Annotated in this window: 22 protein-coding genes and 1 pseudogene; 11 read left to right on the top strand and 12 right to left on the bottom strand. The window is 72.0% G+C overall.

The features are described 5' to 3' along the window. Positions 1–182: 182 nt before the first annotated feature. The 3 genes from ACZ7PG_RS00485 to ACZ7PG_RS00495 form a co-directional block, all read right to left on the bottom strand. Positions 183–971, bottom strand: a complete 789-nt coding sequence (locus tag ACZ7PG_RS00485; protein ID WP_470236932.1) for a hypothetical protein — start codon at positions 969–971, stop codon at positions 183–185. A gap of 88 nt (positions 972–1,059) precedes the next feature. Further along, positions 1,060–2,580, bottom strand: coding sequence for a CehA/McbA family metallohydrolase (locus ACZ7PG_RS00490; RefSeq protein ID WP_470236933.1), 1,521 nt, complete (start codon positions 2,578–2,580; stop codon positions 1,060–1,062). 86 nt (positions 2,581–2,666) lie between these two features. Then, on the bottom strand, positions 2,667–2,993 hold the full coding sequence (locus tag ACZ7PG_RS00495; RefSeq protein WP_470236934.1) for a hypothetical protein: 327 nt from the start codon (positions 2,991–2,993) through the stop codon (positions 2,667–2,669). A gap of 114 nt (positions 2,994–3,107) precedes the next feature. Between ACZ7PG_RS00495 and ACZ7PG_RS00500 the strand changes: the two genes are divergently transcribed. After that, on the top strand, positions 3,108–3,347 hold the full coding sequence (locus tag ACZ7PG_RS00500) for a hypothetical protein (RefSeq protein ID WP_470236935.1): 240 nt from the start codon (positions 3,108–3,110) through the stop codon (positions 3,345–3,347). A 274-nt stretch (positions 3,348–3,621) separates the two neighbouring features. Beyond that, on the top strand, positions 3,622–9,087 hold the full coding sequence (locus ACZ7PG_RS00505) for an ATP-binding protein (RefSeq protein WP_470236936.1): 5,466 nt from the start codon (positions 3,622–3,624) through the stop codon (positions 9,085–9,087). A gap of 78 nt (positions 9,088–9,165) precedes the next feature. Here the strand turns inward: ACZ7PG_RS00505 and ACZ7PG_RS00510 are convergent, their stop codons facing one another. Together ACZ7PG_RS00510 and folP are read right to left on the bottom strand one after the other, a co-directional pair. Continuing rightward, positions 9,166–9,906, bottom strand: coding sequence for a dihydrofolate reductase family protein (locus ACZ7PG_RS00510; protein ID WP_470236937.1), 741 nt, complete (start codon positions 9,904–9,906; stop codon positions 9,166–9,168). Continuing rightward, complete coding sequence (gene folP / locus ACZ7PG_RS00515; RefSeq protein ID WP_470236938.1) at positions 9,903–10,772, bottom strand: dihydropteroate synthase; 870 nt, start codon at positions 10,770–10,772, stop codon at positions 9,903–9,905. The genes ACZ7PG_RS00510 and folP overlap by 4 nt, the downstream gene beginning before the upstream one ends. Before the next feature lie 196 nt (positions 10,773–10,968). Between folP and ACZ7PG_RS00520 the strand changes: the two genes are divergently transcribed. Next, positions 10,969–12,288 (top strand): M14 family zinc carboxypeptidase, encoded by a 1,320-nt coding sequence (locus tag ACZ7PG_RS00520; protein ID WP_470236939.1) that lies wholly within the window; start codon positions 10,969–10,971, stop codon positions 12,286–12,288. 1 nt (position 12,289) lies between these two features. Here ACZ7PG_RS00520 and ACZ7PG_RS00525 read toward each other — a convergent pair whose 3' ends face one another. Both ACZ7PG_RS00525 and ACZ7PG_RS00530 read right to left on the bottom strand, forming a co-directional pair. Further along, positions 12,290–13,321, bottom strand: a complete 1,032-nt coding sequence (locus ACZ7PG_RS00525) for a class I SAM-dependent methyltransferase (RefSeq protein ID WP_470236940.1) — start codon at positions 13,319–13,321, stop codon at positions 12,290–12,292. Between the two features lie 281 nt (positions 13,322–13,602). Further along, positions 13,603–14,388: a PadR family transcriptional regulator gene (locus ACZ7PG_RS00530; protein WP_470236941.1), complete on the bottom strand. Its 786-nt coding sequence runs from the start codon at positions 14,386–14,388 to the stop codon at positions 13,603–13,605. Positions 14,389–14,480: 92 nt separating this feature from the next. On the opposite strand from ACZ7PG_RS00530, the pseudogene ACZ7PG_RS00535 reads away from it, so the two are divergent. The 3 genes and pseudogenes from ACZ7PG_RS00535 to ACZ7PG_RS00545 form a co-directional block, all read left to right on the top strand. Then, a pseudogene (locus ACZ7PG_RS00535) lies at positions 14,481–14,690 on the top strand (putative sulfate exporter family transporter); the annotation flags it as partial. A 133-nt stretch (positions 14,691–14,823) separates the two neighbouring features. After that, complete coding sequence (locus ACZ7PG_RS00540) at positions 14,824–15,225, top strand: hypothetical protein (protein WP_470236942.1); 402 nt, start codon at positions 14,824–14,826, stop codon at positions 15,223–15,225. Between the two features lie 33 nt (positions 15,226–15,258). Then, on the top strand, positions 15,259–16,308 hold the full coding sequence (locus ACZ7PG_RS00545) for a sialidase family protein (RefSeq protein WP_470236943.1): 1,050 nt from the start codon (positions 15,259–15,261) through the stop codon (positions 16,306–16,308). An 86-nt stretch (positions 16,309–16,394) separates the two neighbouring features. On the opposite strand, the gene ACZ7PG_RS00550 is transcribed toward ACZ7PG_RS00545, so the two are convergent. Next, entirely contained in the window at positions 16,395–17,003 is a 609-nt protein-coding gene (locus ACZ7PG_RS00550) for an MmpS family transport accessory protein (protein ID WP_470236944.1), read from the bottom strand. A gap of 158 nt (positions 17,004–17,161) precedes the next feature. Here ACZ7PG_RS00550 and ACZ7PG_RS00555 point away from each other — a divergent pair, with 158 nt between their 5' ends. From ACZ7PG_RS00555 to ACZ7PG_RS00565, 3 genes are read left to right on the top strand one after another with little or no spacing between them, the layout of a single operon-like run. Beyond that, the gene (locus ACZ7PG_RS00555; protein ID WP_470236945.1) at positions 17,162–18,361 is read left to right on the top strand and encodes a sensor histidine kinase; all 1,200 of its coding nucleotides are present in this window, start codon (positions 17,162–17,164) and stop codon (positions 18,359–18,361) included. 9 nt (positions 18,362–18,370) lie between these two features. Continuing rightward, positions 18,371–19,030 carry a response regulator transcription factor gene (locus ACZ7PG_RS00560; RefSeq protein ID WP_470236946.1) on the top strand — a complete coding sequence of 220 codons (660 nt, stop codon included), beginning with the start codon at positions 18,371–18,373 and terminating at the stop codon, positions 19,028–19,030. Between the two features lie 43 nt (positions 19,031–19,073). Beyond that, the gene (locus tag ACZ7PG_RS00565) at positions 19,074–19,589 is read left to right on the top strand and encodes an STAS domain-containing protein (RefSeq protein ID WP_470236947.1); all 516 of its coding nucleotides are present in this window, start codon (positions 19,074–19,076) and stop codon (positions 19,587–19,589) included. Between the two features lie 4 nt (positions 19,590–19,593). Here the strand turns inward: ACZ7PG_RS00565 and ACZ7PG_RS00570 are convergent, their stop codons facing one another. The 3 genes from ACZ7PG_RS00570 to ACZ7PG_RS00580 form a co-directional block, all read right to left on the bottom strand. Further along, the gene (locus ACZ7PG_RS00570) at positions 19,594–20,886 is read right to left on the bottom strand and encodes an MFS transporter (RefSeq protein ID WP_470236948.1); all 1,293 of its coding nucleotides are present in this window, start codon (positions 20,884–20,886) and stop codon (positions 19,594–19,596) included. A 77-nt stretch (positions 20,887–20,963) separates the two neighbouring features. After that, positions 20,964–21,470: a flavodoxin domain-containing protein gene (locus ACZ7PG_RS00575; protein ID WP_470236949.1), complete on the bottom strand. Its 507-nt coding sequence runs from the start codon at positions 21,468–21,470 to the stop codon at positions 20,964–20,966. 109 nt (positions 21,471–21,579) lie between these two features. Beyond that, positions 21,580–22,710: a nitric oxide synthase oxygenase gene (locus tag ACZ7PG_RS00580; RefSeq protein ID WP_470238972.1), complete on the bottom strand. Its 1,131-nt coding sequence runs from the start codon at positions 22,708–22,710 to the stop codon at positions 21,580–21,582. A 438-nt stretch (positions 22,711–23,148) separates the two neighbouring features. On the opposite strand from ACZ7PG_RS00580, the gene ACZ7PG_RS00585 reads away from it, so the two are divergent. Together ACZ7PG_RS00585 and ACZ7PG_RS00590 are read left to right on the top strand one after the other, a co-directional pair. After that, positions 23,149–24,153, top strand: a complete 1,005-nt coding sequence (locus ACZ7PG_RS00585) for a CobW family GTP-binding protein (protein WP_470236950.1) — start codon at positions 23,149–23,151, stop codon at positions 24,151–24,153. 71 nt (positions 24,154–24,224) lie between these two features. Next, the gene (locus ACZ7PG_RS00590; protein ID WP_470236951.1) at positions 24,225–24,506 is read left to right on the top strand and encodes a hypothetical protein; all 282 of its coding nucleotides are present in this window, start codon (positions 24,225–24,227) and stop codon (positions 24,504–24,506) included. Between the two features lie 5 nt (positions 24,507–24,511). Here ACZ7PG_RS00590 and ACZ7PG_RS00595 read toward each other — a convergent pair whose 3' ends face one another. Further along, positions 24,512–24,967, bottom strand: a complete 456-nt coding sequence (locus ACZ7PG_RS00595; protein ID WP_470236952.1) for a GNAT family N-acetyltransferase — start codon at positions 24,965–24,967, stop codon at positions 24,512–24,514.

A 24,967-nucleotide genomic window follows, 5' to 3' on the forward strand; every position in this document is an offset into this window, starting at 1 on the left:
TGCGCAAAGAGGCATCACGCGTGATCAGCGGGGCATCACGCGTGTCTGGGCGGGCATCACGCGTGATTGGGCGGGCTTCACGCGTGATTGGGCGGGCATCACGCGTGATGCCCCTCCAGACACGCGTGATGCCCCTCCAGACACGCGAGATGCCTCTCCGGACACGCGTGATGCCTCTGGGCTCACTCGCTGGGCTGGGCCGCCGGGGCCTGGTGCAGGGAGAGGTCTTGACCGGCGGCGGAGTCCTGGGTCCACGCCCCGGACTCCGCCGTCCACGTCTGGCCGGCGAAGCTCACCTTGTCCACCCCGAGCGCCTCCGCGCGGCCGACCAGCCAGCTCGCGTACGTCCAGCCCTGCGCCGCCGGGTGGGCTCCGCTCAGCTTCGCCGTGCCCAGCTCGCCGGTCGCCGCCGCCGCCAGGTCGGCCGGGGCGGCCAGGGTCAGGTTCCGGCAGGTCAGCGCCGCCGGGAACTGGCCGTTGAACGCCGCCGCCAGCGCGCGGGACTGCGGCTCCCACTGCGCGTACGCGTCCGGGACGCCGGAGCGCTGGATCTCCTGGGCCGCCTCGGTGATCGGCATCGTCTCCCAGCCCGGCAGCTTCTCGAGCTTCTCGTAGAACGCCGTCGCCGCGTAGACGGGGTCGCGCAGCTGCGCCACCGTGCCCCAGCCCTGGCTGGGCCGCTGCTGGAACAGCCCGACCGAGTCGCGGTCACCGCCCGCGAGGTTCTGCAGCTTCGACTCCTGCAACGCCGTGGCCAGCGCGACCGTGGCCGCGTGCGGCGGCAGCCCCAGCTTCGCCCCGACGCCCGCGATCCGCGCGGCGTTGTCCGTCTGCTCGGGCGTGAACGTGTACCCGTTCTGCCCGGCCACCGCCACGGTGCAGCCCGGCGTCTTCACCGGGGCGCGCGTCAGCACCACCGCCACGATGACCCCCGCGGTCAGTACGACGACCGCCCCCAAGAAGAGAGCCACCTTCAGGCCACACCCGCGCACCCTGTCCCCACTTTCACCCGTTCGCACCAGTCTGCCAAAAGCAGGACGCGGAGCGCCGGGTGGAGGTTCAGGCGCCGAGGAAGATCGGGTTCGACATCGCCACCATCGCGTTCGGCTGGGTGGTGTTCGGGCCCCCGGACGGGCGGCGGACCTCGACGCGCACCCACCGCGAGTACCGCGGGTACGTCGTCCACGTCGCCGTCGCCGCCCCCGAGTCGCCGATGGTCTCCGTGTGTTCCGGGCCCAGCTGGTCGAGGAACGTCACCGTCGTCCCCGGCACGCCACCGACCGCCGCGCGCACCGTGACCGGCGTTCCGGTGCCCGCCGGGAGCCGCTCGCCGATGCCCGCCGTGCGGCCGCCGCCCGACACCGTGAAGTCCAGCTGGACCGCCGACGACTCGGCCAGCCACGACCGTCCCGCCTTCAACCCCGCCAGGAGTTCCTTGCGGCGCAGGCGATCGGCGAGCACGACGGTGTGCGGAAGCGCGACGCGCTGGTCCGGGTTGTGCGCGTCGGAGTCGCCGATCGCCGGGATGAACCGGCCGCCGCGCAGCAGGCCGTCCCAGTGGATGACGCTGGCCTCGTCGTCCTGGGTCCACGGCCCGTTCCACACCTCGACGAGGTCGGCGATCTCGTACGCGAACTCGTAGGTGCAGCCGAAGCAGTTGGCGAACGGGTGCGCCGCGGTGACCAGGCCGCCCGCGCGGTGCACCTGGTCGGTGAAGCGGCGGAAGTCCTGCGGGTCGGCCGCGCGGTAGCGCCAGTCGATCCACGTGCCGGCGGGCAGGCCGATCGCGGGCCAGTGCCCGGACCGCGTCGTCACCTCTTCGCCGTTGAGGATGAGCAGGTCGTCGGTGGCGTACTGACCCCACACCAGCTGCGAGCTGGACGTGTTGTGGTCGGTCGAGATCATGAAGTCGAGGCCGGCCGCGCGGGCGTCGGCGACGAGCTGCTCCGGCGTGCGGCGGCCGTCGGAGTGGACGGTGTGCAGGTGGCCGTCGCCGCGGTACCAGGCGCGGCCCCGCTCGCGGGCGGGCGCGGACTCCGGCGCCGGCTTCGGCACGAACGGCGCGGCGTCCGGCCCGAAGGTGAGCGTGATGTCCACTTTGTGGTTCAGGCCCTGCGGCGCCACGGTGTACGGCCCGAGGATGACGTGCCACCGGCCCGGTTTGATCGGACCGGCCAGGTACCCGGGCGTCGCCTCCGACGCGCTGATCGAGAACCGGTCGCGGAAGCCGCCGGACCAGCCGCGGAAGCCGCGGGCGTTGCCCAGCTCGTGGCCTTCCGGGCCGAACATGCCGATGTCACAGGCGTTCCCGCGCGTCCCGGCGGGCACCGGGGGCTTGTCGTAGGAGTAGACGACGTCGATCTGCCGCACCCCGCGCGGGACGTCGACCGGCAGGTAGTACCAGTCCGGGACGTCCGGCTTCAGCGTGCCGGTGACGGTCCGGGTCTGGCTGCCGGTGCCGCCCGGCTGGTCGGCGAACGCGACACCGGGCAGCATCCCCAAGGCAGACCCAGCCGCTCCGGCCGCCACCACCCCGCTCGCGCGCAGCAGCGCGCGCCGGCTCAAGTCCCCAGAACTCATGCGTACCTCCGCATCGAAAGACGCCCCGACGCTAGGCCTCGAACGAGAACGCCCGCTGAAACCGGCGGTGAACTTACGGCGTCGGGTCAGGACCTGGCGCGGCGCGCGAGGATCTTGGCGAGCGCGACGACGGTGAAGGCGGCAGTGAACGCGAGCCGGGTGCGGTCGACGGCGGGCACCCAGGTCACCGTGCCTTCGCGGACGACGAAGGCGCCCGCGGGCCGGGCGAACACCCCGAACCCGGCACCTTCGCGCACGGGCAGCGCGGCCGCGTCGCCCTCGCCGCCGCCCCCGCCACCGAAGACGACCGCGGCCGGGATGACGACGACCCCGTCCCGGTCGACCGCGTCCCCGTAGACGAGCTTCGCGGTGAACAGGTCCCGCGCGGTCGAAGCCAGCTGCCCGAGTTTCATCCGGCCATCATGGCGACTTTTCCGTCCGTTCGGGTGTGAACACGGTGTATCCGGGGCATTAACGAATGCCACCTGTGTTGCACAGGGGTGAGTTCGCTGCGAGGGGAGACCGCGATGACCTTCGACTTCGTCAGCCGCTGGCTCGGCAGGCATCGCGACCGGCCCGGGATCAGCCTGGACCTCGCCTGCGGCGGCCGGGTGAACTTGCGCGAGATCGACGGACGACCAGTGCTGGCGATCACGACGGCCCCGGGCCCGGACGGCCGCTGCAGCGTCGCCGCCGTGCCGCTGTCGGAGGCGGAGCAGCGGGAGCTGAGCCAGGTGCTGCACCCGGACGTCCTGCTCGCCTCCTAGCCGACCCCTTATCTCGGCGCCACCGGATGTTTCCCTACTGGTTTCCGCCGTAGGCTACGCACCGTGCTTTGTGGCAGTCCTCGCGAGAAAAGCGCCCGTGGCAGTGTGGCCCGGGTCGCTTTTTGTGGGGTTCCCACAAAGCAGCCGCCTCGGCATGCGCCATGGCGGACATTGGTCTACCCGGCGGTAATCCAGCAGGGTGTAGACAGGTGCAGGCGACGCCCCAGTACAGGTGCGTCGCCTTCTGTGCGTGGGTACTTGGGAGGCTCAGCCGGTGTTCAATCGTGTCGCCATCGTCAACCGCGGAGAGGCCGCGATGCGGCTCATCCACGCCGTCCGGGATCTGTCGGCGGAAACCGGTACGAAGATCGAGACGGTCGCCCTCTACACCGATGCGGACCGCACGGCCACCTTCGTCCGTGAGGCCGACCTGGCCTACGACCTCGGTCCCGCGTCGGCCCGCCCGTACCTCGACCTGGCCAAGCTCGAGCAGGCCCTCGTCGAGACGAAGGCCGACGCCGCGTGGGTCGGCTGGGGCTTCGTCGCCGAGGACCCGGCCTTCGCCGAGCTGTGCGAGAAGATCGGCATCACCTTCGTCGGCCCGAGCGCCGACGCGATGCGCAAGCTGGGCGACAAGATCGGCGCGAAGCTGATCGCCGAAGAGGTCGGCGTCCCGGTCGCGCCGTGGAGCCGCGGCGAGGTCGCGACGCTCGAAGACGCGCTGAAGGCGGGCGACCGGATCGGCTACCCGCTGATGCTCAAGGCCACCGCGGGCGGCGGCGGGCGCGGCATCCGCATGGTCGCCTCCGGCGAAGACCTCGCCGACGCCTACGAGCGCACGAGCCAGGAAGCCCTGCGCGCGTTCGGTTCCGGCGTCGTGTTCCTCGAGCGCCTGGTCACCGGCGCCCGGCACGTCGAGGTCCAGGTGATCTCCGACGGCGCGACGGCGTGGGCGCTCGGCGTCCGCGACTGCTCGGTGCAGCGGCGCAACCAGAAGATCATCGAAGAGTCCGCGTCGCCGGTCCTGGACGCGGCGCAGACCGCCGAGCTGAAGACGTCGGCCGAGCGGCTCGCGGTCGCCGTCGGCTACCGCGGCGCGTGCACCGTCGAGTTCCTCTACCACCCCGGCGAGAAGCTGTTCGCCTTCCTCGAGGTCAACACCCGCCTGCAGGTCGAGCACCCGATCACCGAGATCACCACCGGCACCGACCTGGTCAAGCTGCAGCTGCACGTCGCCGACGGCGGCAAGCTCGAAGGCGACCAGCCGGCCGAGCTCGGCCACGCCGTCGAAGCCCGGCTCAACGCCGAGGACCCCGACCGCGACTTCGCGCCCTCCCCCGGCCGCATCGCGCGGCTGGCGCTGCCCGCCGGCCCCGGCATCCGTGTCGACACCGGCGTCAGCGAGGGCGACACCATCCCCGCCGACTTCGACTCGATGATCGCCAAGATCATCGCCTACGGCCGCGACCGCGACGAGGCGCTCGGCCGCCTGCGCCGCGCGATGGCCGAGACCACCGTGATCATCGAGGGTGGCGCGACCAACAAGAGCTTCGTGCTCGACCTGCTCGACCAGCCCGAGGTCATCGACGCGAGTGCCGACACCGGCTGGATCGACCGCGTCCGCGCCGAAGGCCGCCTGGTCACCCACCGGCACTCCGCCGTCGCGCTCGCCGCGGCCGCCATCGAGGCGTACGAAGACGAGGAAGAGGTCTCCGTCCAGCGCCTGCTGGCCACCGCGCACGGCGGCCGCCCGCAGGTCCAGCACGAGACCGGCCGCCCGCTCGACCTCAAGCTCCGCGGCGTCGGCTACCGCGTCAGCGTCGCGCGCATCGGCCAGAAGCGGTTCCGCGTCGGCGTTTCGGCCGGGACGTCGGAGGTGCACCACGCCGACGTCGAGATCGACCGCTTCGACGCCCACAGCGGCCGGATCCGGGTCAACGGGCAGGGCTTCCGCCTGGTCGCGGCCACGCACGGCCCGATCCACCTCGTCGAGGTCGACGGCGTCACCCACCGCGTCAGCCGCGACGAAGGCGGCGTCGTCCGCTCCCCCGCGCCCGCGCTGGTGGTCGCGACGCCGCTGTCGGTCGGCGACGAGGTCGAGGCGAACGCGCCGATCCTCGTGCTGGAGAGCATGAAGATGGAGACGGTGCTGCGCGCGCCGTTCCGCGCCCGCGTGCGCGAATGCCCGGTGTCGGTCGGCAGCCAGGTCGAGACCGGCGCGCCGCTGATGCGCCTGGAGCCGCTGGCCGACGGAGCCGAGGACGAGGTCGCCGAGGAGACCGAGACCATCGAGATCGAGCTGCCCGCCGAGGCGGCGGACGTCTCCGCGGCCGACCGCGTCGAGCGCGGTCTGCAGGACCTGCGCAGCCTGCTGCTCGGCTTCGACGTCGACCCGTCGGAGCGCAAGCGCGTCCTGTCGGCCTACGTCGCCGCGCGGGCCGAGCTGGGCAACCGTCCGGTCGAAGGCGAGCTGGAGCTGCTGACGGTCTTCGCCGACCTGTCCGACCTGAGCCGCAACACCCCGGGCGGCGAGGACACCGTGCCCAACGGCGCGGTGCACAGCCCGCGGGAGTTCTTCCACAGCTACCTGCAGAGCCTCGACGTCGAGCGCGCGGGCGTCACCGAAGGCTTCCAGGCCAAGCTGACCAAGGTGCTCGGCCACTACGGCGTCACCGACCTGGAGCGCACCCCCGAGCTGGAGTCCGCGGTCTTCCGGATCTTCCTGGCGCAGCAACGGACTTCGGCCGACGTCGCCGTCGTCTCCGAGCTGCTCCGGCTGTGGCTGGCCGGGGCGCAGCCGTCGGAGTCGCTGAGCCAGCGCGCCGGGCTGGCCCTGGAGCACCTGGTCGAAGCCACGCAGGTGCGCTTCCCCACGGTGTCCGACCTGGCCCGCGGCGTGGTGTTCCGCTGGTTCGCCCAGCCGCTGCTGCGCCGCAACCGCGCCGAGGTGTACGCCGCCGTCCGCACCGAGCTGCGCTACCTCGACCAGCACCCGGACGCCGCGGACCGCGCCGAGCGGATCCAGGCCATGATCACCGGCTCGCAGCCCCTCGTCCGGCTGATCGGGCAGCGGATCGGCCGGCCCGGCCGCGACCACGCGCCGCTGCTGGAAGTGCTGACCCGCCGCTACTACGGCAACCGCAGGCTGACCGGGGTCGCCGTGCGCGACGTCGCCGGCTGCCGGCTGCTGACCGCCGAATTGAACACGCCCGACGGCGTGCTGCCGCTGGTCACCACCGCCGTCGACATCGCAGCCCTGCCCGACGCCGTCCGCGCGATCGGCGAGGTGGCGACCGAAGGCGTCGTCGCCGACGTGTACCTGCGCTGGGAGGACCAGCCGGACGTCGACGCGACCGCGGAGCGGCTCGGCGCGCTGCTGGCCGAGCACCCGCTGCCGGCGAGCGTGCGGCACGTCGTGCTGACCGTGGCCGGCACCGGCGGCGCGGTGATGCACCACCACTTCACCTTCCGGCGCGACGGCGCGGCCTTCACCGAAGACCGGCTGATCCGCGGTCTGCACCCGCAGATCGCGAACCGGCTGCAGCTGCAGCGGCTGCACGAGTTCGACCTCACCCGGCTGCCGTCGGCGGACGAGGAGATCTACCTCTTCAAGGCCGTCGCGAAGAGCAACCCGGCCGACGAGCGGCTGATCGCGATGGGCCAGGTCCGCGACCTGACGCCGCTGCGCGAGGCCGACGGCCGGCTGGTCGCCCTGCCCGCGCTCGAGGACGCGGTCACCGCCTGCCTCGACGCGATCCGCAACATCCAGGCGCAGCGGCCGCAGAACAAGCGGTTCGACACCAACCGGATCATGATGTACGTCTGGCCGCCGACGGAGCTCACCACCGACGAGCTGAACACGCTGGTCCAGCGCATCCTGCCGACGTCGGTGGGGGCCGGGCTGGAGGAGGTCCAGTTCCTGGCCCGCCGCCGCACCGACGCGGGCAAGCTGACCGAGCTGGCCGTCCGGATCGCCTTCGAACCGGGTCGCGGCGCGCGGCTGCACGTCGGGCCGGCGTCGACCGAGCCGGTGCAGCCGCTCGACGACTACCGCCTGAAGGTGCTGCGCGCGGCCCGGCGCGGCACGGTCTACCCGTACGAGCTGACCGGGCTGCTCGCCGGCCAGGACGGCACGTTCGTCGAGCACGACCTCGAGGCGGGCGCGCTGGTGCCGGTCGACCGGCCGAAGGGCAAGAACACCGCGGCGATCGTCGCGGGCGTCGTGACGACCCCGACCGAGCGGCACGCCGAGGGCGTCACGCGCGTCGTGCTGATCGGCGACCCGACGAAGTCGCTCGGCGCGCTGTCGGAGCCGGAGTGCTCGCGTGTCATCGCGGCGCTCGACCTGGCCGAGCGCATGCGGGTGCCGCTGGAGTGGTTCGCGCTGTCCTCCGGCGCGCGGATCTCGATGTCCTCGGGCACCGAGAACATGGACTGGGTCGCCGCGGCGCTCAAGCGGATCGTCACGTTCACCCAGGACGGCGGCGAGATCAACATCGTGGTCAACGGGATCAACGTCGGCGCCCAGCCGTACTGGAACGCCGAAGCCACGATGCTCATGCACACCAAGGGCGTCCTGATCATGACGCCGGACTCGGCGATGGTGCTCACCGGCAAGCAGGCGCTCGACTTCTCGGGTGGCGTGTCGGCGGAGGACAACTTCGGCATCGGCGGCTACGACCGCGTCATGGGCCCGAACGGCCAGGCACAGTACTGGGCGCCGAACCTGCCCGCGGCCCGCGAAGTCCTGATGTCGCACTACGACCACACCTACGTCGTCCCGGGTGAAACCGGCCCGCGGAAGGTCGGCACGAACGACCCGGTCGACCGCGACGTCTCGCCGTTCCCGCACGCGATCGTCGACAGCGACTTCCGGACCGTCGGGGAGATCTTCTCCGCCGAGCACAACCCGGACCGCAAGAAGCCGTTCGACATCCGCACGGTGATGCGCGCGCTGTCGGACCAGGACCACCCGGTGCTGGAGCGCTGGGCGGGCATGGCCGACGCCGACACGGCCGCGGTGCAGGACGTGCACATCGGCGGCCGCCCGGTCTGCCTGGTCGGCATCGAGTCGCGGTCGGTCCCCCGCCGCGGCTTCCCTCCCACCGACGGGCCGGACACCTACACGGCGGGCACGCTGTTCCCGCGGTCGTCGAAGAAGACGGCGCGGGCGATCAACGCGGCGTCCGGCAACCGGCCGCTGGTCGTGCTGGCGAACCTGTCCGGGTTCGACGGCTCGCCGGAGTCGCTGCGCAAGCTGCAGCTGGAGTACGGCGCGGAGATCGGCCGGGCGATCGTCAACTTCGAGGGCCCGATCGTGTTCACCGTGATCTCGCGCTACCACGGCGGCGCGTTCGTGGTGTTCTCCAAGGCGCTCAACCCGAACATGACGGTGCTGGCGCTGGAGGGTTCGTTCGCCTCGGTGCTGGGCGGCGCCCCGGCGGCGGCGGTGGTGTTCGCGGGCGAGGTGGCCAAGCGCACGGCGAACGACCCGCGGGTGACCGAGCTCCAGGCCCGGGTCGCGGTGGCCGACGCCCCGTCCCGGGCGGCGTTGAACGCCCAGCTCGCCGAGGTCCAGTCGTCGGTCCGCGCGGAGAAGGTCAGCGAGATCGCGGCGGAGTTCGACAAGGTGCACAGCATCCAGCGCGCCGTCGAGGTCGGTTCGGTGGACGCGATCATCAGCACCGCCGAGCTGCGGCCGCGGATCATCGAGGCCATCGAGCACGGCCTCAAGCAGTAGGTCCGCCGCAGCGGGGTCGTGAGTGAGAAACAGTGTTAGAACACTGTTTCTCACTCACGACCAGTCGCGGCAGACCGGCTACGGCACCAGGTACCGCGTCAGCAGGCTCGCGCCGTCGGTCAGGACCGTGGCCAGCTCCAACCGAACCGGGTCGAAGGCGCCACCCATGGCGGCGCGGTCCGCCGTCCCCGCCACCAGGTACGGCGCGACAGTCAGCCGGAACTCGTCGACCAGGCCCGCCTCGGCCAGCGACGCGAACAGCTTCGGCCCGCCTTCGCAGTCGATCCGCCGCAGGCCGCGCTCGGTCAGCGCGGCCACGGCGACGTCGAGCGCCACCGCGTCCTCCCCCGCGACGACCACCTCGGCGCCCGCCCGCCGCCAGGCTGCGCGCAGGTCCTCCGGCGCCCGCTCGCAGGTGAGGACGATCGTCGGCACGGCCGCCCGGGTCAGCACCGGTGCGTCCGGCGGCAGGCTGCGTCCCGTGGTGACGACCGCGATCGGCGGGATCGGCTCGAGGCCGTGCCGCCGGCGCCGGTCCGCGGTCTCCGGGTCCGGGTGGACGCCCTCGAACTCCTCGATCACCGCGGTCCCTGCACCGAGCAGGACGACGTCGGCGAGGTCGCTGCCCAGCTTGAACACGACCCGGTCGGGCTCGGTCGACAGCGGGCGCGAGCGGCCGGCGACCGTGATCGCGCCGTCCGTGCTCGACACGAAGTTGACGACGAGCCACTTCGCGACGTCGGGGAAGCGGTAGAGGGCTTCGAGGTCGCCGGTAGCGAGCTCGCGGCCGGCTTCGAGCGGCCAGATCTGCCGGATCACAGCCAGCGCACCGCGTTCTTCGGCGGGCGGGTACCGATGATGCTCGCGATCATCTCGACCGTGTGCCGCGTCTCGCGGACCTGGTGCGCGCGGAACATCGCGGCACCCTGCGCGGCCGCGTGCGCGGTGGCGGCGAGGGTGCCGGTGACCCGGTCGTCCATGCCGACGTCGAGCGTCTCCCCCACCACTCCCTTGTTGGACAACGCCATCAGCACCGGCCACCCGGTGGCCACGAGCTTGTCGACGTTCCGCAGGATCGTCAGCGACTGGTAGGTGTTCTTCGAGAAGTCGATGCAGGGGTCGATCATGATCCCCTCGCGCGGGACGCCCTTCGCGACCGCCCGTTCGGCGAGGTCGGTGGTGTCGGCCACGACCGACGCGACGACGTCGTCGTACTGCGGCTTGATCGGGTCGGTGCGCGGGTCGAGCCCGTCGACGTGGGCGCAGATGTACCCGGCGCCGTGCTCGGCGGCGACGTCGAGGATCTCCGGCTCGTAGGCGGCCCAGTTGTCGTTGATCAGGTCCGCGCCGACCCGGCAGACGGCGTCGGCGACCTCGGCGCGGTAGGTGTCGACGCTGATCACGACGTCGGGGAACGCCGCGCGGATCCACTCCACGGTCGGCACGACGCGGCTGATCTCCTCCGCCACGGTCACCTCGGGGCCGGGGCTGGCGGGCACGCCGCCGATGTCGATCACCGCGGCGCCGTCCTCGATCGCCTTGCCGACGGCCGCGCGCGCCCGGTCTTCCTCGTACGTCACCCCGTTGTCGTAGAACGAGTCCGGGGTCCGGTTGACGATCGCCATCACCAGCGCGTGGTCGCTGGTGAGCCGTCTCCCCCGGAAGACGAGGTCGTGGATCGGCATGCGCTCTCCGTTCAAGATCGGGTCTGGGCCCCTTCCGAGCATAGTGAGGCGGGTGACCCGGGGCCCGCCGCGACCGGTTTCGCGACTTTCGGGGGTATGGCGGATTTGTCCCGGACCGACACACTGTGCGTGCCGGTCCGGTGACCGAGAGCCCCGGGCCGGAACTCCATCCGTGCGGCCGTGAGGAGATCCCCCGATGGCGTCAAGGTCCCTGTCCCGGCTCGCGTGCGCGGCAACCGGGGTCGTGCTGTCCGCGCTGCTCGGCGGCACCGCGGCCGCGCAGCCCGCCGACACCCCCGTGTTCTGGCGCGTCCCGGCGACCGCCACCCAGGCGGCCGCCCTGACCGAAGCCGGCTTCGACGTCGAAGAAGGCGATGCCGGAGCGGTGTACGTCGTCGGCGGCAAGGCCGTCGCCGCCCGGCTGCAGGGGCTGGGCTACCGGCCCACCTTCTACGACACCGTCTACAAGGAACTCCCGGCGCAGGCGAACTCCCTGGCAGCCGACACCTTCTACGGCGGGTACCGCACCGTCACCGCGCACGAGAACCACCTCACCGCGGTCGCCGCCGCGCACCCCGACCTGGCCACGAAGTACACGATCGGCCAGTCGTGGAAGAAGACGAAGGGCCAGGGCGGCCACGACATCCAGGCCATCTGCCTGACCAAGAAGCAGACCGGCGACTGCACGCTGTCGACGACGTCGTCGAAGCCGAAGTTCTTCCTGATGGCCCAGATCCACGCACGCGAACTGTCGACCGGCGAGCTCGCCTGGCGCTGGATCGACTACCTCGCCGACGGCTACGCCACCGACGCCACCGCGAAGTCCATTTTGGACACGACCGAGGTCTGGGTGGTGCCGATTTCCAACCCCGACGGCGTCGACATCGTCGCTTCGGGCGGCAACTCGCCGAAGCTGCAGCGCAAGAACGCGAACAACACCCGCGGCGGCTGCACCGGCACGAACATCGGCATCGACCTGAACCGCAACTCGACGTTCAAGTGGGGCGGCGACTCCAACTCGGCGTGCTCCGAGACCTACCAGGGCGTGAGCGCCGGCTCCGAGCCCGAGACGCAGGCGCTGGAGAAGCTGGCCCGCGCGATCTTCCCGGACCAGCGCGGCACCGGGAACAACGACCCGGCGCCGTCGACCGCCAAGGGCACGATGATCACGTTGCACAGCTACGGCAACGACATCATCATCCCGTGGGGCTTCACCCAGTCGACCTCGCCGAACGACGCGCAGTACCGCAGGCTCGGCGCGAAGTACTCCGCGTCGAACGGCTACCTCGTCGGCACCAACGAGGAGACCGTCGGCTACGACACGAGCGGCACCACCGACGACTTCACCTACGGCGAGCTGGGCGTCGCCAGCGTGACGTTCGAGGTCGGCGGCTCGAGCGGCACCTGCGGCGGCTTCCTGCCGCGCTACACCTGCGTCGACAGCACGTTCTGGCCGAAGAACAAGGGCGCGCTGGTCACCGCCGCGAAGGCCGCGGCGGCGCCGTACCAGCAGTGAGTCAGGGCCGGCAGGCGTAGATGCAGTTCTGCGGACGCGGGGAACCGAGCACGTCGACGTGCCGGAACCCCGCGTCCGCGAGCATTTCCCGCGCCGTTTCGATGCCCCACATCGCCCCGAGCGCGGCGCCGCCCTCGGCCAGCGACGTCGTCGTGCAGTACATCAGGCTGATCGAGTAGCAGAGCGCGGCCAGCGGGTTGCCGACGTTGTTCGCGACGTGGCTCGAGAAGTTGGTGTCCACCATGAAGAACAGGCCGTCTTCGGCGAGGGCGCCGTGGATCCGCCGCAGCACGACGTCCGGGCGGTCCTGGTCGTGGATGGCGTCGAAGGCGGTGATCACGTCGAACTCGCCGGTCAGCTCGGCGGCGTCCCCGACGGCGAACTCGGCGTTCGGCAGCCCGTCCGCGGTCTCGCGCGCCTGCTCGACGACGTTCGCGTTGATGTCGACGCCGGTGAACCGCGAGGCGGGGAACGCGCGGGCGGCCACGGCGATGGCGTTGCCGGTACCGCAGCCCAGGTCGAGCACGCGCACTCCGGCGGTGAGCCGCTCCTTCAGACCGGGAACCGCGCCGAAGAACCCGTCGACGAGGTGTTCGCGGTAGACGTGCTTCCAGCTGTCGCCGGTCTTCGCGCCGAGGGTTTCGAGGTAGGGCCCGTACGCCGCCCTCGGGACGCCGCCGCCGTCGGCGAAGCTGCGTTCGAGGTCGGGCAGGATGCCGGTGAACGCGGTCAGGGTCAGCAGCGACGGCATGAGGTTCGCCGACGTCTCGCCGAGCAGGAACTTCGCGTGCTCGGGCGGGAAGGTGTAGCGCCCGGCATCGAGGGTGAAGATGCCGCCGGTGACCATGGCACCGAGCCACTCGCGGACGTACCGCTCCCGAAGCCCGGCGCGCTCGGCGAGCTCACCGCTGGTGGCGGGCCCTGCGGCGGCGGCTTCGAAGAGCCCGGTGCGGTGGCCGACACCGATGAGCATGGTGAGCGCGCTGCCGGTCATGGTCGCGGTGAGGTGCGCCGCGAAGTCCGTTTCCTCCATGCGGCCCGAGCTTACCCGCCGGGCGTACCGTCCGATGTGGACGGTCGTTCGGCGGGCCAAGCGTGCCGGCACCGATCGGCCCACCGCTGGTAGACCGAGGCCGGACCAGGTACCAGCCGACCAGCGCGAGCGATCACCGACGGACCTCGCCCCGACAACCGGACCAACCGACCGGCACGGACGGTCACCGGCCGAGCGGTTCACTCATGGCCCACTCGGCCGGCACCGCCGGACCCGGCTCGGCGAAAGCGAGGCAGGTCCGGCGGGCCGCAAGCAGCCGGTCAGGCGTCCTCTTCCTCCAGGCCCGCGTCCGCTAGGACCGCGTACACCCGCCTGCGGGCGTCGGCGAGGATCTTCTTCACCTCGGCGACCTGGGCCTCCGTTCCGCTGTACCCGACCTGCGCCGCCGCTCCGGACAGCTCCCCCAGCGCGTGCCACAACGCCGCGAACCGGTCGGCGCCCGGCTCCTCCTCGGGCTCCTCCCAGAGCGCCGCGAACTCGGCCTCCCGCCCGGCGACGTGCTCGCGGCCGGCGTCGGTCAGCTCGGCTACCCGCCGCCCGGCCGTCTCGACCGTGTGGACCAGACCCTCGTCCTCCAGCTGCTGCAGGATCGGGTACACCGAACCGGGGCTCGGCCGCCACCGCTCGTTCGTGCGGCGCCGGATCTCCTGCATCAGCTGGTAACCGTGCCGCGGCTCCTCCGCGAGCAGCGCCAGCACCGCCGGCCGCACCGGACGGCTCGGGGCGCGCCCGCCGCCACGGAACTCGCGTACCCGCTGGAACGCGCTGCCCACGCCGTCCCAGCCGCCGGGGCCGCCGAAGGACCCCGGCCCACCGGGGAACCCGGGAAAGCCCGGCGGCTGCGGTGGGTGCGGCGGGTGTGGCGGTGGCGGCGGGAACCCACCCGGAGGGCCGCCGCGCGCCAGGTCGGGGCCGCCGTCCCAGCCCTCGCGCCCCGGCACGTCGTGGTCCGGGTGCCCGAAACCGTGGTGCCCCGCGGGCCCGTGGCCACCGAACCCGCCGCCGAATCCGCCGAACATCCGTCCCGCTCCCGCGCTCATCTCCATGACTGTCTCCTTCGCTCGCCGTATCGCCGACACTACGACGATATATCGCCGTCCGATCGACGGCAACCCACCAGCGAGCGAACAGACCTCAAGCCCCGGTGGTCGCGATCGTCGACGCCACCGAACGCACCCGCCGCGGCGGCCACGCGCCGCTGTTCGTCCTCGACTTTCCCGCCACGGTCGCCGTCCGCAGCGCCGGGCTTGTTCCGCAGTTCGCGCTCGACGTCGCGAAGACGGCGTCGACGCTCCTGCTCGCCGGCGCGCTGTTCGGCCTCGGCTGTGCCGTCCGGCTCGGCGCCCTGGCCGTGTTCACCTGACGTTTCCCTCCCGGCAAGGTATAGGTCGTTATACGCCGGGTTGTACGGGTCTTGTACGGGCCGCGTCGACGCTACCGCCGAGACGTAGGACGTAGAACGAATCCGTAGGGAGAAACCCGTGAAGATCACCCGGATCGCCAGAGGCCTGCTGGCCGGGCTGCTGGGGTGCGCCGCCGTCGCCGTCCCGGCGGCCGTCGGCGCCGCCACCGCGCAGGCCGACGTCGCCAGCACCTTGGTGTTCACCAAAAACACCGAGGGCCACGACTGTTACCGCATCCCCACCATCGTCAAGGCGAACGACGGCGCGCTGCTCGCCTTCGCCGAAGGCCGCAACGACGGCGCCAGCGTCTGCAACGACCTCGGCGCCATCGACCTCGTCATGAAACGCTCCACCGACGGCGGCAAGACGTGGAGCGCGCTGCAGACCGTCATCAAGGCCAACGGCGACACCAAGGGCAACCCGGCCCCGATCGTCATCCCGGGCAGCAACCGGGTCGTGCTGCTCTCGACGATGCAGTGATACACGAACCCCGACTGCGGCCGCGTCCCGCGCGTGTCCCTCAGCGAGGACAACGGGAAGACGTGGGGCGCGCCGAAGGTGCTGACCACCGAGCTCGGCTTCGCCGCGGCGCCGAGCTGGCTGGCGACCGGGCCGTCGCACGGGATCGTGCTCACCCGGGGCGCGCACAAGGGACGGCTCGTCGCCGGCATGAGCTACTCGAACGTCGGCGCACTGGTCTACAGCGACGACAACGGCTCCACCTGGCACCTCGGGGCCACCGACAAGCCCACCGCCAGCACGATGAACCCGCAGGAGATCAGCGTCACCGAGCTGGCGGACGGGCGGGTCTACGCCGCCGCGCGCAACCAGGCGAACGACGGCGACAAGTGCCTGCTGGACGGCACGCACAACCGGGCGTACGCGATCAGCTCGGACGGGGGCGCGACCTTCAGCACGAAGTTCACCTTCGCCACCGACCTCGTCGCCCCGACCGTGGAGGGGTCGACGGCCCGGATGAGCGCCGCCGACACCGGCGGCAAGTACGACCGGATCGTCTTCGCCGCACCGTCCACTTGCGACCGTCGCAAGGAGCTGCGGATCCACTCCTCGTTCGACGAAGGCGCCAACTGGACCGGCACCGCCGGCAGCCTGCTCGTGTGGGGCCAGGACGCGGCGTACTCCGACATGGTGCAGCTTTCGCAGTCCTCGGTCGGCGTGCTGTTCGAGGCGGGGCCGACGGGGCACGCCAACGACACGATCCGCTACGCCGCGGTGACCGACACGCAGCTGGGCGCCCCCGCCTGCGGTGGCGGCTACAGCGTCATCGACTCGGCGCCGCTCGGCACGGCGGGCACGGTCTACCTGTCCTACAACGCCGCGAACGGCCAGAACTGCGTCGCCGCGATGAAGAGCACGTCCGCCGGGACGGCCACGCAGACGTCGGCCTACCTGGAGGTCCAGGGTTCCGCGCGGGCCACGGACTCCGGCTCGTTCTCCTACTTCGCCGGCCCGGTGTCGGCGGCCGCGGCGGACAAGTGCGTCAAGTGGGGCGGCGCGACCGACGGCCAGGCCTACAACAGCGAGTTCGAGCACTGCGGCTGACCCGCGAAGGGTGGGACCCGCCCCCGGGCCGGGTCCCACCCTCCTCCCGCGCCGCCCGGCCCCCTCGCCCGGGCGGCGCGGGAGGTTCAGAAGCCGGTGCAGCTGGCGACCGCGGCCGGACCGGACGCGGTCGCCGTCTTCGTCTGCTTGCCGTCGACGACGACCTTGCACGTGATCGAGCCGCCCTCGGGACCGGTCGTCGCGGCGAACTGGGCGCCTTCGAGGAACCCGGTCGCCTCGACGGTCTTCGTCCACGGCACCGGCGCCGACGGCTCGGTGTCGATCAGGATGGTGTGCTGGTCGAACGTGCTGTAGACGACCGTGACCGACGGCGCGTCGCCGGTCACCTCGTAGGTGACGGTGTGGTGCTGGGTGGCCTGGTCGTTCACATCGCTGATGGCCTTGCCGATGACCACCACCCACAGGATGCTCACCACCAGGCCGAGCACCGAGACGACGACGCCGGCGATCGACAGTCCCTTGTTGGTGGCCTTCCCGGCCCGCACCCGGGCCACGCCGACGGCGGACAGGATCAGGCCGAGCACCACGAGCGGCCAGGCGACGACCCCGACGAACGGGATCGGCGAGAACACCAGCCCGACCAAGCCGAGCACGAAGCCGGCCGTGCCGAGACCGTTGCGCGGCGGCGCGGCCTGCGGAGCCGGGTACTGCTGGATCGGGGTGTAGTCGGTCATCGGGGTTTCCTTTCGCCTCTGCTGACGGCGAGCAGGAAACCAGCGGCGGGGCGGTGCGCGCGTCGTCCGCGGGCCTAGACCCCGTACGACGAAAGTCGTCATCGCGGTTCGCGCGAACCAGCGGAACGGCTGAGGGGGCCGCCCGTAGGCTTTCCCCCATGGGACGGTCCGTGCTGGGTGTGGTGTGCACGGTGCTCGCGGTCGCCGCGAGCCTGGTGAGCGGGATCGCGAACGTGTCGCTGGAGCTCAGCGTCGCCGGCAGCGACGACATCCACCCGACCGCCGGCGCGCTCCTCGGCTGGTTCTTCGGGATCGGCGCGGCGATCATGCTGGTCTGGCGGCACCAGTTTCCCCTGGTCGTCACCGGGATCGCGATCGCGCCCCCGCTGCTGCTGCGCGCGGACTCGCTGGCCGCGCTGATCGCCCTCGCCGCGCTCACGACGTACTTCACGGGCTGGTGGCGCTGGAGCGCGGCGACGCTCGTGTTCGCCGCGACCGGGCTGGCGGTGTGGCGCGACGTCGGCCGCGACGCGGAGCTGTCGCTGTCCGAGGCCTGGATTCCGACCGGCTCGGCCGGTGCCGAGCTGACCGGGATCATCCTGACGGCGGCGGTGTACACGGCGATCCCGCTGACCCTCGGGATCGTCCGGCACAGCATGGCCGAGACGCGGCGGCGCACCACCGAGCAGGCGGCCCTGCGCGACCAGGTGGCGCGCCGCGAGGAGCAGGCGCGGATCGCCCGCGAGATGCACGACGTCCTGGGGCACCGGCTGTCGCTGCTTTCCCTGCAGGCGGGCGCGCTCGAGGTCACCAGCGGCACCGCCCCGGACACGGCGGAGGCGGCCAAGACCGTGCGGACCACCGCGCGGCAGTCGCTCGACGACCTGCGCCAGGTCATCGGCGTGCTGCGCGGACCGGGTTTCGCCGACCGGCCCGGCGGCGGACCGGCGGAGCCGCCCCAGCCGACGCTCGCGGACATCCCCGACCTCGTCACCGGCGCCCGGCAGGCCGGGCTCGCGGTCAACCTCACCGTCCTGCTCGACCAGGCCGCCACCGCACCGGCCCCGCTCGGCACGGCCGCCTACCGGATCCTCCAGGAGGCGCTGACCAACGTCCTGCGGCACGCGCCGGGAGCGCCCGCGGAGGTGTCGGTGCGCGGCGGCCCGGGTGCCGGGCTGCTGATCGAAGTCGTCAACGCGCTGCCGCCGCACCCGGTGCCCTCGCCCGGATCGGGCACCGGGCTCACCGGCGTCAACGAGCGGATCACCTTGCTCGGCGGCACTCTGGCCGCGGGACCGGTCGACCAGCGGACCTTCGCGCTGAGGGCCTCGCTGCCGTGGGTACCGGCCGCGCCCTAGGATCGGCGGGTGAGCGTGCGCGTACTGCTCGTCGACGACGACCCGCTGGTCCGCACCGGGCTGTCCATGATCCTGGGCAGCGCCCCCGATCTGGAGGTCGTCGCGCAGGCGGGCGACGGTGACGAAGCCGTCCAGCAGGTCGCGCGGCACGCGCCGGACGTCGTGATCATGGACATCCGGATGCGGCGGATGAACGGCCTCACCGCGACGGCGGCGGTGCTCGCCCAGCCGCGAGCGCCGAAGGTGCTGATCCTGACGACGTTCGACCTCGACGAGTACGTTTTCGAAGCGCTCGCGGCCGGTGCCAGCGGATTCCTGCTCAAGGAGGGCTCGCCGCAGGAGATCATCGAGGCCGTCCGGGTTGTGGCGAACGGCGACGCGATGCTGTCGCCACGCACGACGAAGCAGCTGATCGGCCAGTTCGTGGCGGCCCGGGCCAACCCGCGGCGCGCCAAGGCCCTGGCGAAGCTCGAACTGCTCAGCAACCGCGAACGGGAAATCGTCACGGCGGTCGCCCGGGGCAAGCCGAACGCGGACATCGCGGCGGAGCTGTTCCTCAGCGAGGCGACGGTCAAGACGCACATCACCCGGACGTTCGCGAAGCTCGACGTGAGCAACCGCGTGCAGTTGACGATCTTCGCCTACGAAGCGGGTCTCGTCACACCCTGACCGCGGCTGTTGCGCCCGGGGCCCCTCGAGCGATGTAACCGGTATGGACTGGCGCGAAGACGACGCACGGCACCGCGAGGTGCTGGCGGCGTTGCGCGCGTGGGCGCGGGAAATCGACGCCGTGCCCTACCCGCCCGGCCTGGACATCGACGCGCTGATGGCCCGCCACTACGAGAGCCGGCGCGAAGAGCCGGTGATGGAGCTGGTGGTGACGACGACCGCCGCCGTCAGCGTCCTGGCCGTCGGCGGCGAGCTCGACCTGACCGGCAGCCGCCGGCTGCGCTCCCGGCTCACCGAGGAGATCGGCCTGGCGCCACGGGCCCTCGTCCTCGACCTGACCGGCGCGGCCCACTGCTCCGCCCGAGGCCTGGCGGTGCTCCTCGAAGCGACCGGGGACGCCCGCGCGGCCGGCGTCCCGTTCGCGATCGTCGGGTGCGTGCCGGTGGTGCGCCGGGCGATCGACGCGCTGGGACTGGGCGAAGCGCTGCAGTTGCACGCCACGACGGCCGACGCGGTCGAGTGGCTCGATCTCCTGGACCGGCTCAAGACGCTCCGCTGACGACCTACTTCGAGCCGGCCGGTGCCGTCGCCACCGCCGACTCGCCGAACCGGATCCCCTTGGCCTCCTTGCCGATCGCGGTCAGGACGGCGACGGCGATCAGGCCGGGCACGACCGTCCACAAGAGAGCGGAGCTGTACCCGTGCGACTCCGCGATCGCCTGCTGGATCGGCAGGTTCAGCGCCGCCAGCAGGTTGCCCAGCTGGTACGTCACGCCGGGGTAGAAGCCGCGGATCGCGTCCGGCGACATCTCCGTGAGGTGCGCGGGGATCACGCCCCACGCGCCCTGCACCATGATCTGCATCAGGAACGAGCCCAGCGCCAGCATCCCGGCGCCGTGGTCGAAGGCGAAGATCGGGATCACCGGCAGGCCGAGCACCGCGGCCGTCACGATGGTCCGGCGGCGGCCCAGGCGTTCCGACAGCGTGCCGAACGTCAGGCCGCCGATGATCGCGCCCACGTTGTACAGCACGGCGATCCACGTGCTCGTCGCCGCGCTGAGGCCGGCGCCGCCGTTGTCGTGGGCCTTGAGGAAGCTCGGGTAGACGTCCTGGGTGCCGTGGCTCATCCAGTTGAACGCCGTCATCAGCAGGATCAGGTAGCCGAACCGGCGGATCACCTTCCCGCTCAGCAGGACGTCCTTGACCGACGTCCGCGTCACGCGCAGCTTCTCCCGCGTGGTCTCCCAGACCTCCGACTCCCGCACGCGCGCGCGGATCAGCAGGGTGATCAGCGCCGGGAAGATGCTCAGCACGAAGATCCAGCGCCATTCGAGGCCGAGGGCCGAATGGAACAGCAGGTACGCGAGCGCGGCGAGCAGGTACCCGATCGAATAGCCGACCTGCAGCAGCCCGGAGAAGAACCCGCGCCGCGCCACCGGGATCTTCTCCATCGCCAGCGCCGCGCCGAGGCCCCACTCGCCGCCCATGCCTACGCCGTAGACGAACCGCAGGATCAGCAGCACGGTGAAGTTCGGCGCGAACGCGCACAGCAGGCCGGCCAGGGAGTACAGCAGGACGTCGGCGATCAGCGGGATCCGCCGTCCGACGCGGTCGGCCCACAGGCCGAACAGGAGCGCGCCGACCGGGCGCATCACGAGGGTCGCGGTGGTGATGAACGCCAGCTGCGTCGCGGTCGCGCCGAACGACTTGTCCTTCGCGATGTCCGCGAGGACGAACACGACGAGGAAGTAGTCGAACGAGTCCATGCTCCAGCCGAGCAGCGCCGCGAGGAACGCGTTGCGCTGATCGGATGTAAGCGCTTTCTTCCCTGTCCCGGGTGCCGCCTGATCCGTCACGTTTGCCCCGTCCCGTCGGTTCTTCACCGGAAGAGCTCAGAGCTGGTCTAGCATCCACCGACGGGCGCGGGCAAGAGTCAGAGCGCCACGCGCGTGCGGACACGGCGGCCGACGTCGCGGGCCCACGCCTTGATCCGGTCCCAGTCGCGGAAGTCGCCCGCGCGCTGCCCCGACGCCATCAGCCGCGGGATCAGGCCGCGCACCGTCGCCGGGTCGAGCCGGCCGCCGAAGGTGGCGGTGCGCTCCGCGTCGATGCGCGCGGCGAGCAGGGCCACGTTCGCCGGCAGGCTGACCTGCTGCGTGGCCGCGCCCGGGCCGCACGGTCCGCTGTGGAACAGCCACACCGGCCGCTCGGCGAGCGCCGGGGCGTTGCGTTCCAGCAACCGGACGGCCTCGGGCCGCCACCGGTGGTAGTACAGGGCGCTGCCGACGACGACCGCGGCGTAGTGGCCGACCCCGCCGACGTCGGCGGCATCGCGCACGTCGACGCTCAGGCCGGCTTCGCCGAGCTCGGCCGCGATGACCTCGGCGATCTGCCGGGTTCCGCCGTGACGCCCGGCGTAGGCGACGAGGACTGCGGTCATGCGTCCCATTGTCGGCCTTGCCGCGCGGTCGTGCGGCGCGGGCCGGTCACGATCCGCCATACGGGCGCTGCCAGGTTGCTCTCCGTGGCATCCGGGGCTCCGCCGTGACTCAGTCCGGTGAGAGGAACGCCGGCCGCTCCTCGGGGTCGGGCGGGTCGTAGTAGCGGTGGAAGACCGGGGTCTGGCCGCCGGACAAGGGCGGGACGATCCAGCTCCAGTCGGCCGGGCACCGGCGGCCGGACCGTTCCTCGCGCGCGAGGTGGTTCAGGAACCGGCGCGACTCGGTGTGGTGGTCGGCCATCGTCACGCCGGCCGCGTCGAACGAGTGCTGCACCGCGAGGGTCAGTTCGACCAGCGCGCGGTCGCGCCACAGCGTCCGCTCCGACGCGGTGTCCAGGCCCATCAGCTCGGCGATGACCGGCAGCAGGTCGTAGCGCTGCTCGTCGGCCAGGTTCCGGGCGCCGATCTCGGAACCGACGTACCAGCCGTTGAACGGCGCGGCGGGGTAGGTGACGCCGCCGATCTCCAGGGGCATGTTGCTGATCGCCGGCACGGCGTGCCAGCGCAGCCCGAGCCCGGCGAACCAGCGGTGGTCGGGGTGGGTCAGCGGGACCTCCAGGACGGCGTCCGCGGGCAGCGTGAACAGCCGCGGATCGCCGGGGTCCGCCTCGACCAGCAGCGGGAGGACGTCGAAGGAGCCTCTTCGCTCCGGTGGCCGCCACCCCAGTCTTCGCACCTGCTCGGTGAACTCCGCGTAGCGCGGATCGCCGAGCACCGAACCGTCTTCGAGGCGGTAGCCCGCGTACCGGATCAGCTGCTCGTTGTGGATGCGCGGCCCGGGCGCGGCGGGCGCGTCCGGGGCGAACACCGTGATCGTCGGCCGGATCCGGCCGCCCCGGGTGGCCTGACGGAGGTGGGCGACGCACTCACCGGCGATCGCGGCGGGGTCGGTGACCCGGCGCCGGTCGCGGATCCGCAGGCTGTGCCAGTACAACCGGCCGATGCAGCGGGCGGAGTTGCGCCACGCGACGCGCGCGCCGTAGGCCAGTTCGGCCGCGGTGTGCCGGTAGGTGCCCGTTTCGGCGATTTCCGCGCGGACCTCCGCCAGCCGGGTCTCGAAGCGGTCGCCTTCTTCGGCGGCGCCTTCGGCGAACATCCGGTCCAGGAATTCTTCCGCTTCCGCGGAATTCACGCTCTGCTCTTCCGAGACACGCTGGTAGATCGGCAGCGTGGGCGTCACCCGCTCGGGTGTAACCGTCACGACGTGACCCCACTCTCCGAAATCGTGATCTGCATCCCGACGGAAAGGTTCACCGTTCCTCCGATGGTCGCCGGCAACGGGCCTGGCCGGAAGTCACTGCGGCAGCAGCACCTCCGGCCAGGCCGGGGAGAGTACCCCACGTTCCTGCCGGCGCAATCCACCGGACGTGAACGACGTCTCCCCCATCCCCGCAATTCCGTCTCTGCCTGGGAAAACTCCGTAAAAATAGCTGCTACCAAGCGTTATCCGGACATGCCGGTGCGCATTTTCCGTCAATCGATCACTGTGGACGGTGAAAACGCCGTGATTGTTTTCCCGCGGGCCACCTGCGTCTTTTCGAGCGTATTCGGCGAACGGCCTAGTCCGGCGACACTCCCCCGTGTACCGACGCGCCCGCGCGCGACGTAGAGTCGTTTCGTGCGCAAGATCCCCGTGGTCCTCGTCGCCGGGTTCCTCGGCGCGGGCAAGACGACGCTGCTCAACCACCTGCTCGCCAACCGCGAGGGCGCCCGGGTCGGCGTCGTGGTCAACGACTTCGGCAGCGTGAACGTCGACGCGCTCGCCGTCGCCGGCCAGGTCGACACGATGGTCTCGCTCGGCAACGGCTGCCTGTGCTGCGCGGTCGACACGAGCGGCCTCGACGCGATGCTCGGGCGGCTCTCGAGCGCCGAGGCCGGGATCGACGTCATCGTCGTCGAGGCCAGCGGCATCGCCGAGCCGCGCGACCTGATCCGGCTGATGATCGCCAGCGAGAACCCGGACATCCGCTACGGCGGGCTCGCGGAGGTCGTGGACGCCGCCGAGTTCGAAGCCGCGCGCGAGCGGCACCCCGAGCTGGCCGACCACCTGCGCCTGGCCGACCTGGTGGTGCTGAACAAGGCCGACCGGGTGCCGGCCGAGGCGCTGGCCAAGGTCACCGCGACGGTCGAGGAGCTCGCGCCGGGCCGTCCGCTGCTGGTCACCGCGCACGGGCGCGTCGACCCGAGGCTGTTCTTCGACCCCGAGCCCCGCGGCGAGCGCGCCGGCCAGCTGTCCTTCGACGACCTGCGCGAGGACGACCACGACCACTCGCAGCACCTGCACGCGCGGTACGAGACGGTCACCTTCACCGCCGAGACCCCACTCGCGCCGAAGGCGTTCGTCGACTTCCTCGAGCGGCGGCCGGCCGGGCTCTACCGGATGAAGGGCCAGGCGGACTTCGCCGCGGACGCGCGCTTCCAGCTCCACACGGTCGGCGGGTTCGTGCAGCTGGAGCGGTCGGCCTGGCCGTCCGGCGCACCGCGGCGCACGGAGCTGGTGCTGATCGGCGCGGGCCTCGACGCCGACGCGGTGCTGGCGGACCTGCGCGCCTGCGTGGCACCCGACCCGTCGGCGGTCGACGAGCGCGGGCTGATGTACATCACCCGCTACCTGCCGGCCTGACTTCCGCCCCGCCACGCCGAGGATCGGCAAATGCACGCGGGTGCCGAGGGCCGCGACGGAGACTGGCGGCCATGACGACCACCGCGGTGAGCGCACCACGCTGGTACCTGGTCGGCGTGCTGCCCGAAGAAGTACCGTCGGCGCACCTGATGACCCGCTCCGGCGACCTCCGCTACCGCCGTTCCGCGTGCGGCGCGAAGGAGTCCCGCAGCTGGAAACCGGTGGACCTGACGACGTCGGAGGTGGCGCCGTGCGCGGCCTGCGTGGCGACGCTGCCCGCACCGCCGGCGGGCCTCCGCGTCGCCCCCGCTGGCGACGACCTCGGCCAGCTGTCGCTGAACCTGGACCTCTGAACCGGCTACCCCAGCACCTTTTCGTAGCAGACCGACTCGGGATCGGCCTCGTGCGGCGGGAAGTTCGGCACCCGCCGGTACCCCGCCCGCTCGTACAGCCGCATCGCCGCCGGCTGGCGCACGCCCGTCTCCAGCCGCAGCCGCACTCCGCCGCCGCTGCGGGCCAGCCGCTCGGACTCCGCCACCAGCTCGCTCGAGACCCCCGTCCCGCGGGCGTCCGGGGCGACGAACATCCGCTTCAGCTCGTACACGCCCGGCCCGACCGGCTCCACCGCGCAACACCCGATCGCCCGCGAGCCCTCTCGGGCCAGCAGGTACCGGCTCGCCGGGTCCAGCGGCCGCGGGCGCGTGTCCGGCGGCAGGCCGTAGACGACGACCAGCTCGGCCGTCATCGCCGTCATCAGCGCCAGCAGGAAGCCGTCGTCGGCCGGGCATTCGGCGACCGTAGACACTTCGGACAC

This window comes from Amycolatopsis sp. NPDC114504 (genome assembly GCF_055633595.1).

Excerpts from the sequence above, each read along its gene's own strand:
- ACZ7PG_RS00490 (WP_470236933.1), bottom strand. The coding sequence starts at position 2,580 with ATGAGTTCTGGGGACTTGAGCCGGCGCGCGCTGCTGCGCGCGAGCGGG.
- ACZ7PG_RS00495 (WP_470236934.1), bottom strand. The coding sequence starts at position 2,993 with ATGAAACTCGGGCAGCTGGCTTCGACCGCGCGGGACCTGTTCACCGCG.
- ACZ7PG_RS00500 (WP_470236935.1), top strand. The coding sequence starts at position 3,108 with ATGACCTTCGACTTCGTCAGCCGCTGGCTCGGCAGGCATCGCGACCGG.
- folP (WP_470236938.1), bottom strand. The coding sequence starts at position 10,772 with ATGCCGATCCACGACCTCGTCTTCCGGGGGAGACGGCTCACCAGCGAC.
- ACZ7PG_RS00520 (WP_470236939.1), top strand. The coding sequence starts at position 10,969 with ATGGCGTCAAGGTCCCTGTCCCGGCTCGCGTGCGCGGCAACCGGGGTC.
- ACZ7PG_RS00525 (WP_470236940.1), bottom strand. The coding sequence starts at position 13,321 with ATGGAGGAAACGGACTTCGCGGCGCACCTCACCGCGACCATGACCGGC.
- ACZ7PG_RS00530 (WP_470236941.1), bottom strand. The coding sequence starts at position 14,388 with ATGGAGATGAGCGCGGGAGCGGGACGGATGTTCGGCGGATTCGGCGGC.
- ACZ7PG_RS00550 (WP_470236944.1), bottom strand. The coding sequence starts at position 17,003 with ATGACCGACTACACCCCGATCCAGCAGTACCCGGCTCCGCAGGCCGCG.
- ACZ7PG_RS00555 (WP_470236945.1), top strand. The coding sequence starts at position 17,162 with ATGGGACGGTCCGTGCTGGGTGTGGTGTGCACGGTGCTCGCGGTCGCC.
- ACZ7PG_RS00565 (WP_470236947.1), top strand. The coding sequence starts at position 19,074 with ATGGACTGGCGCGAAGACGACGCACGGCACCGCGAGGTGCTGGCGGCG.
- ACZ7PG_RS00575 (WP_470236949.1), bottom strand. The coding sequence starts at position 21,470 with ATGACCGCAGTCCTCGTCGCCTACGCCGGGCGTCACGGCGGAACCCGG.
- ACZ7PG_RS00590 (WP_470236951.1), top strand. The coding sequence starts at position 24,225 with ATGACGACCACCGCGGTGAGCGCACCACGCTGGTACCTGGTCGGCGTG.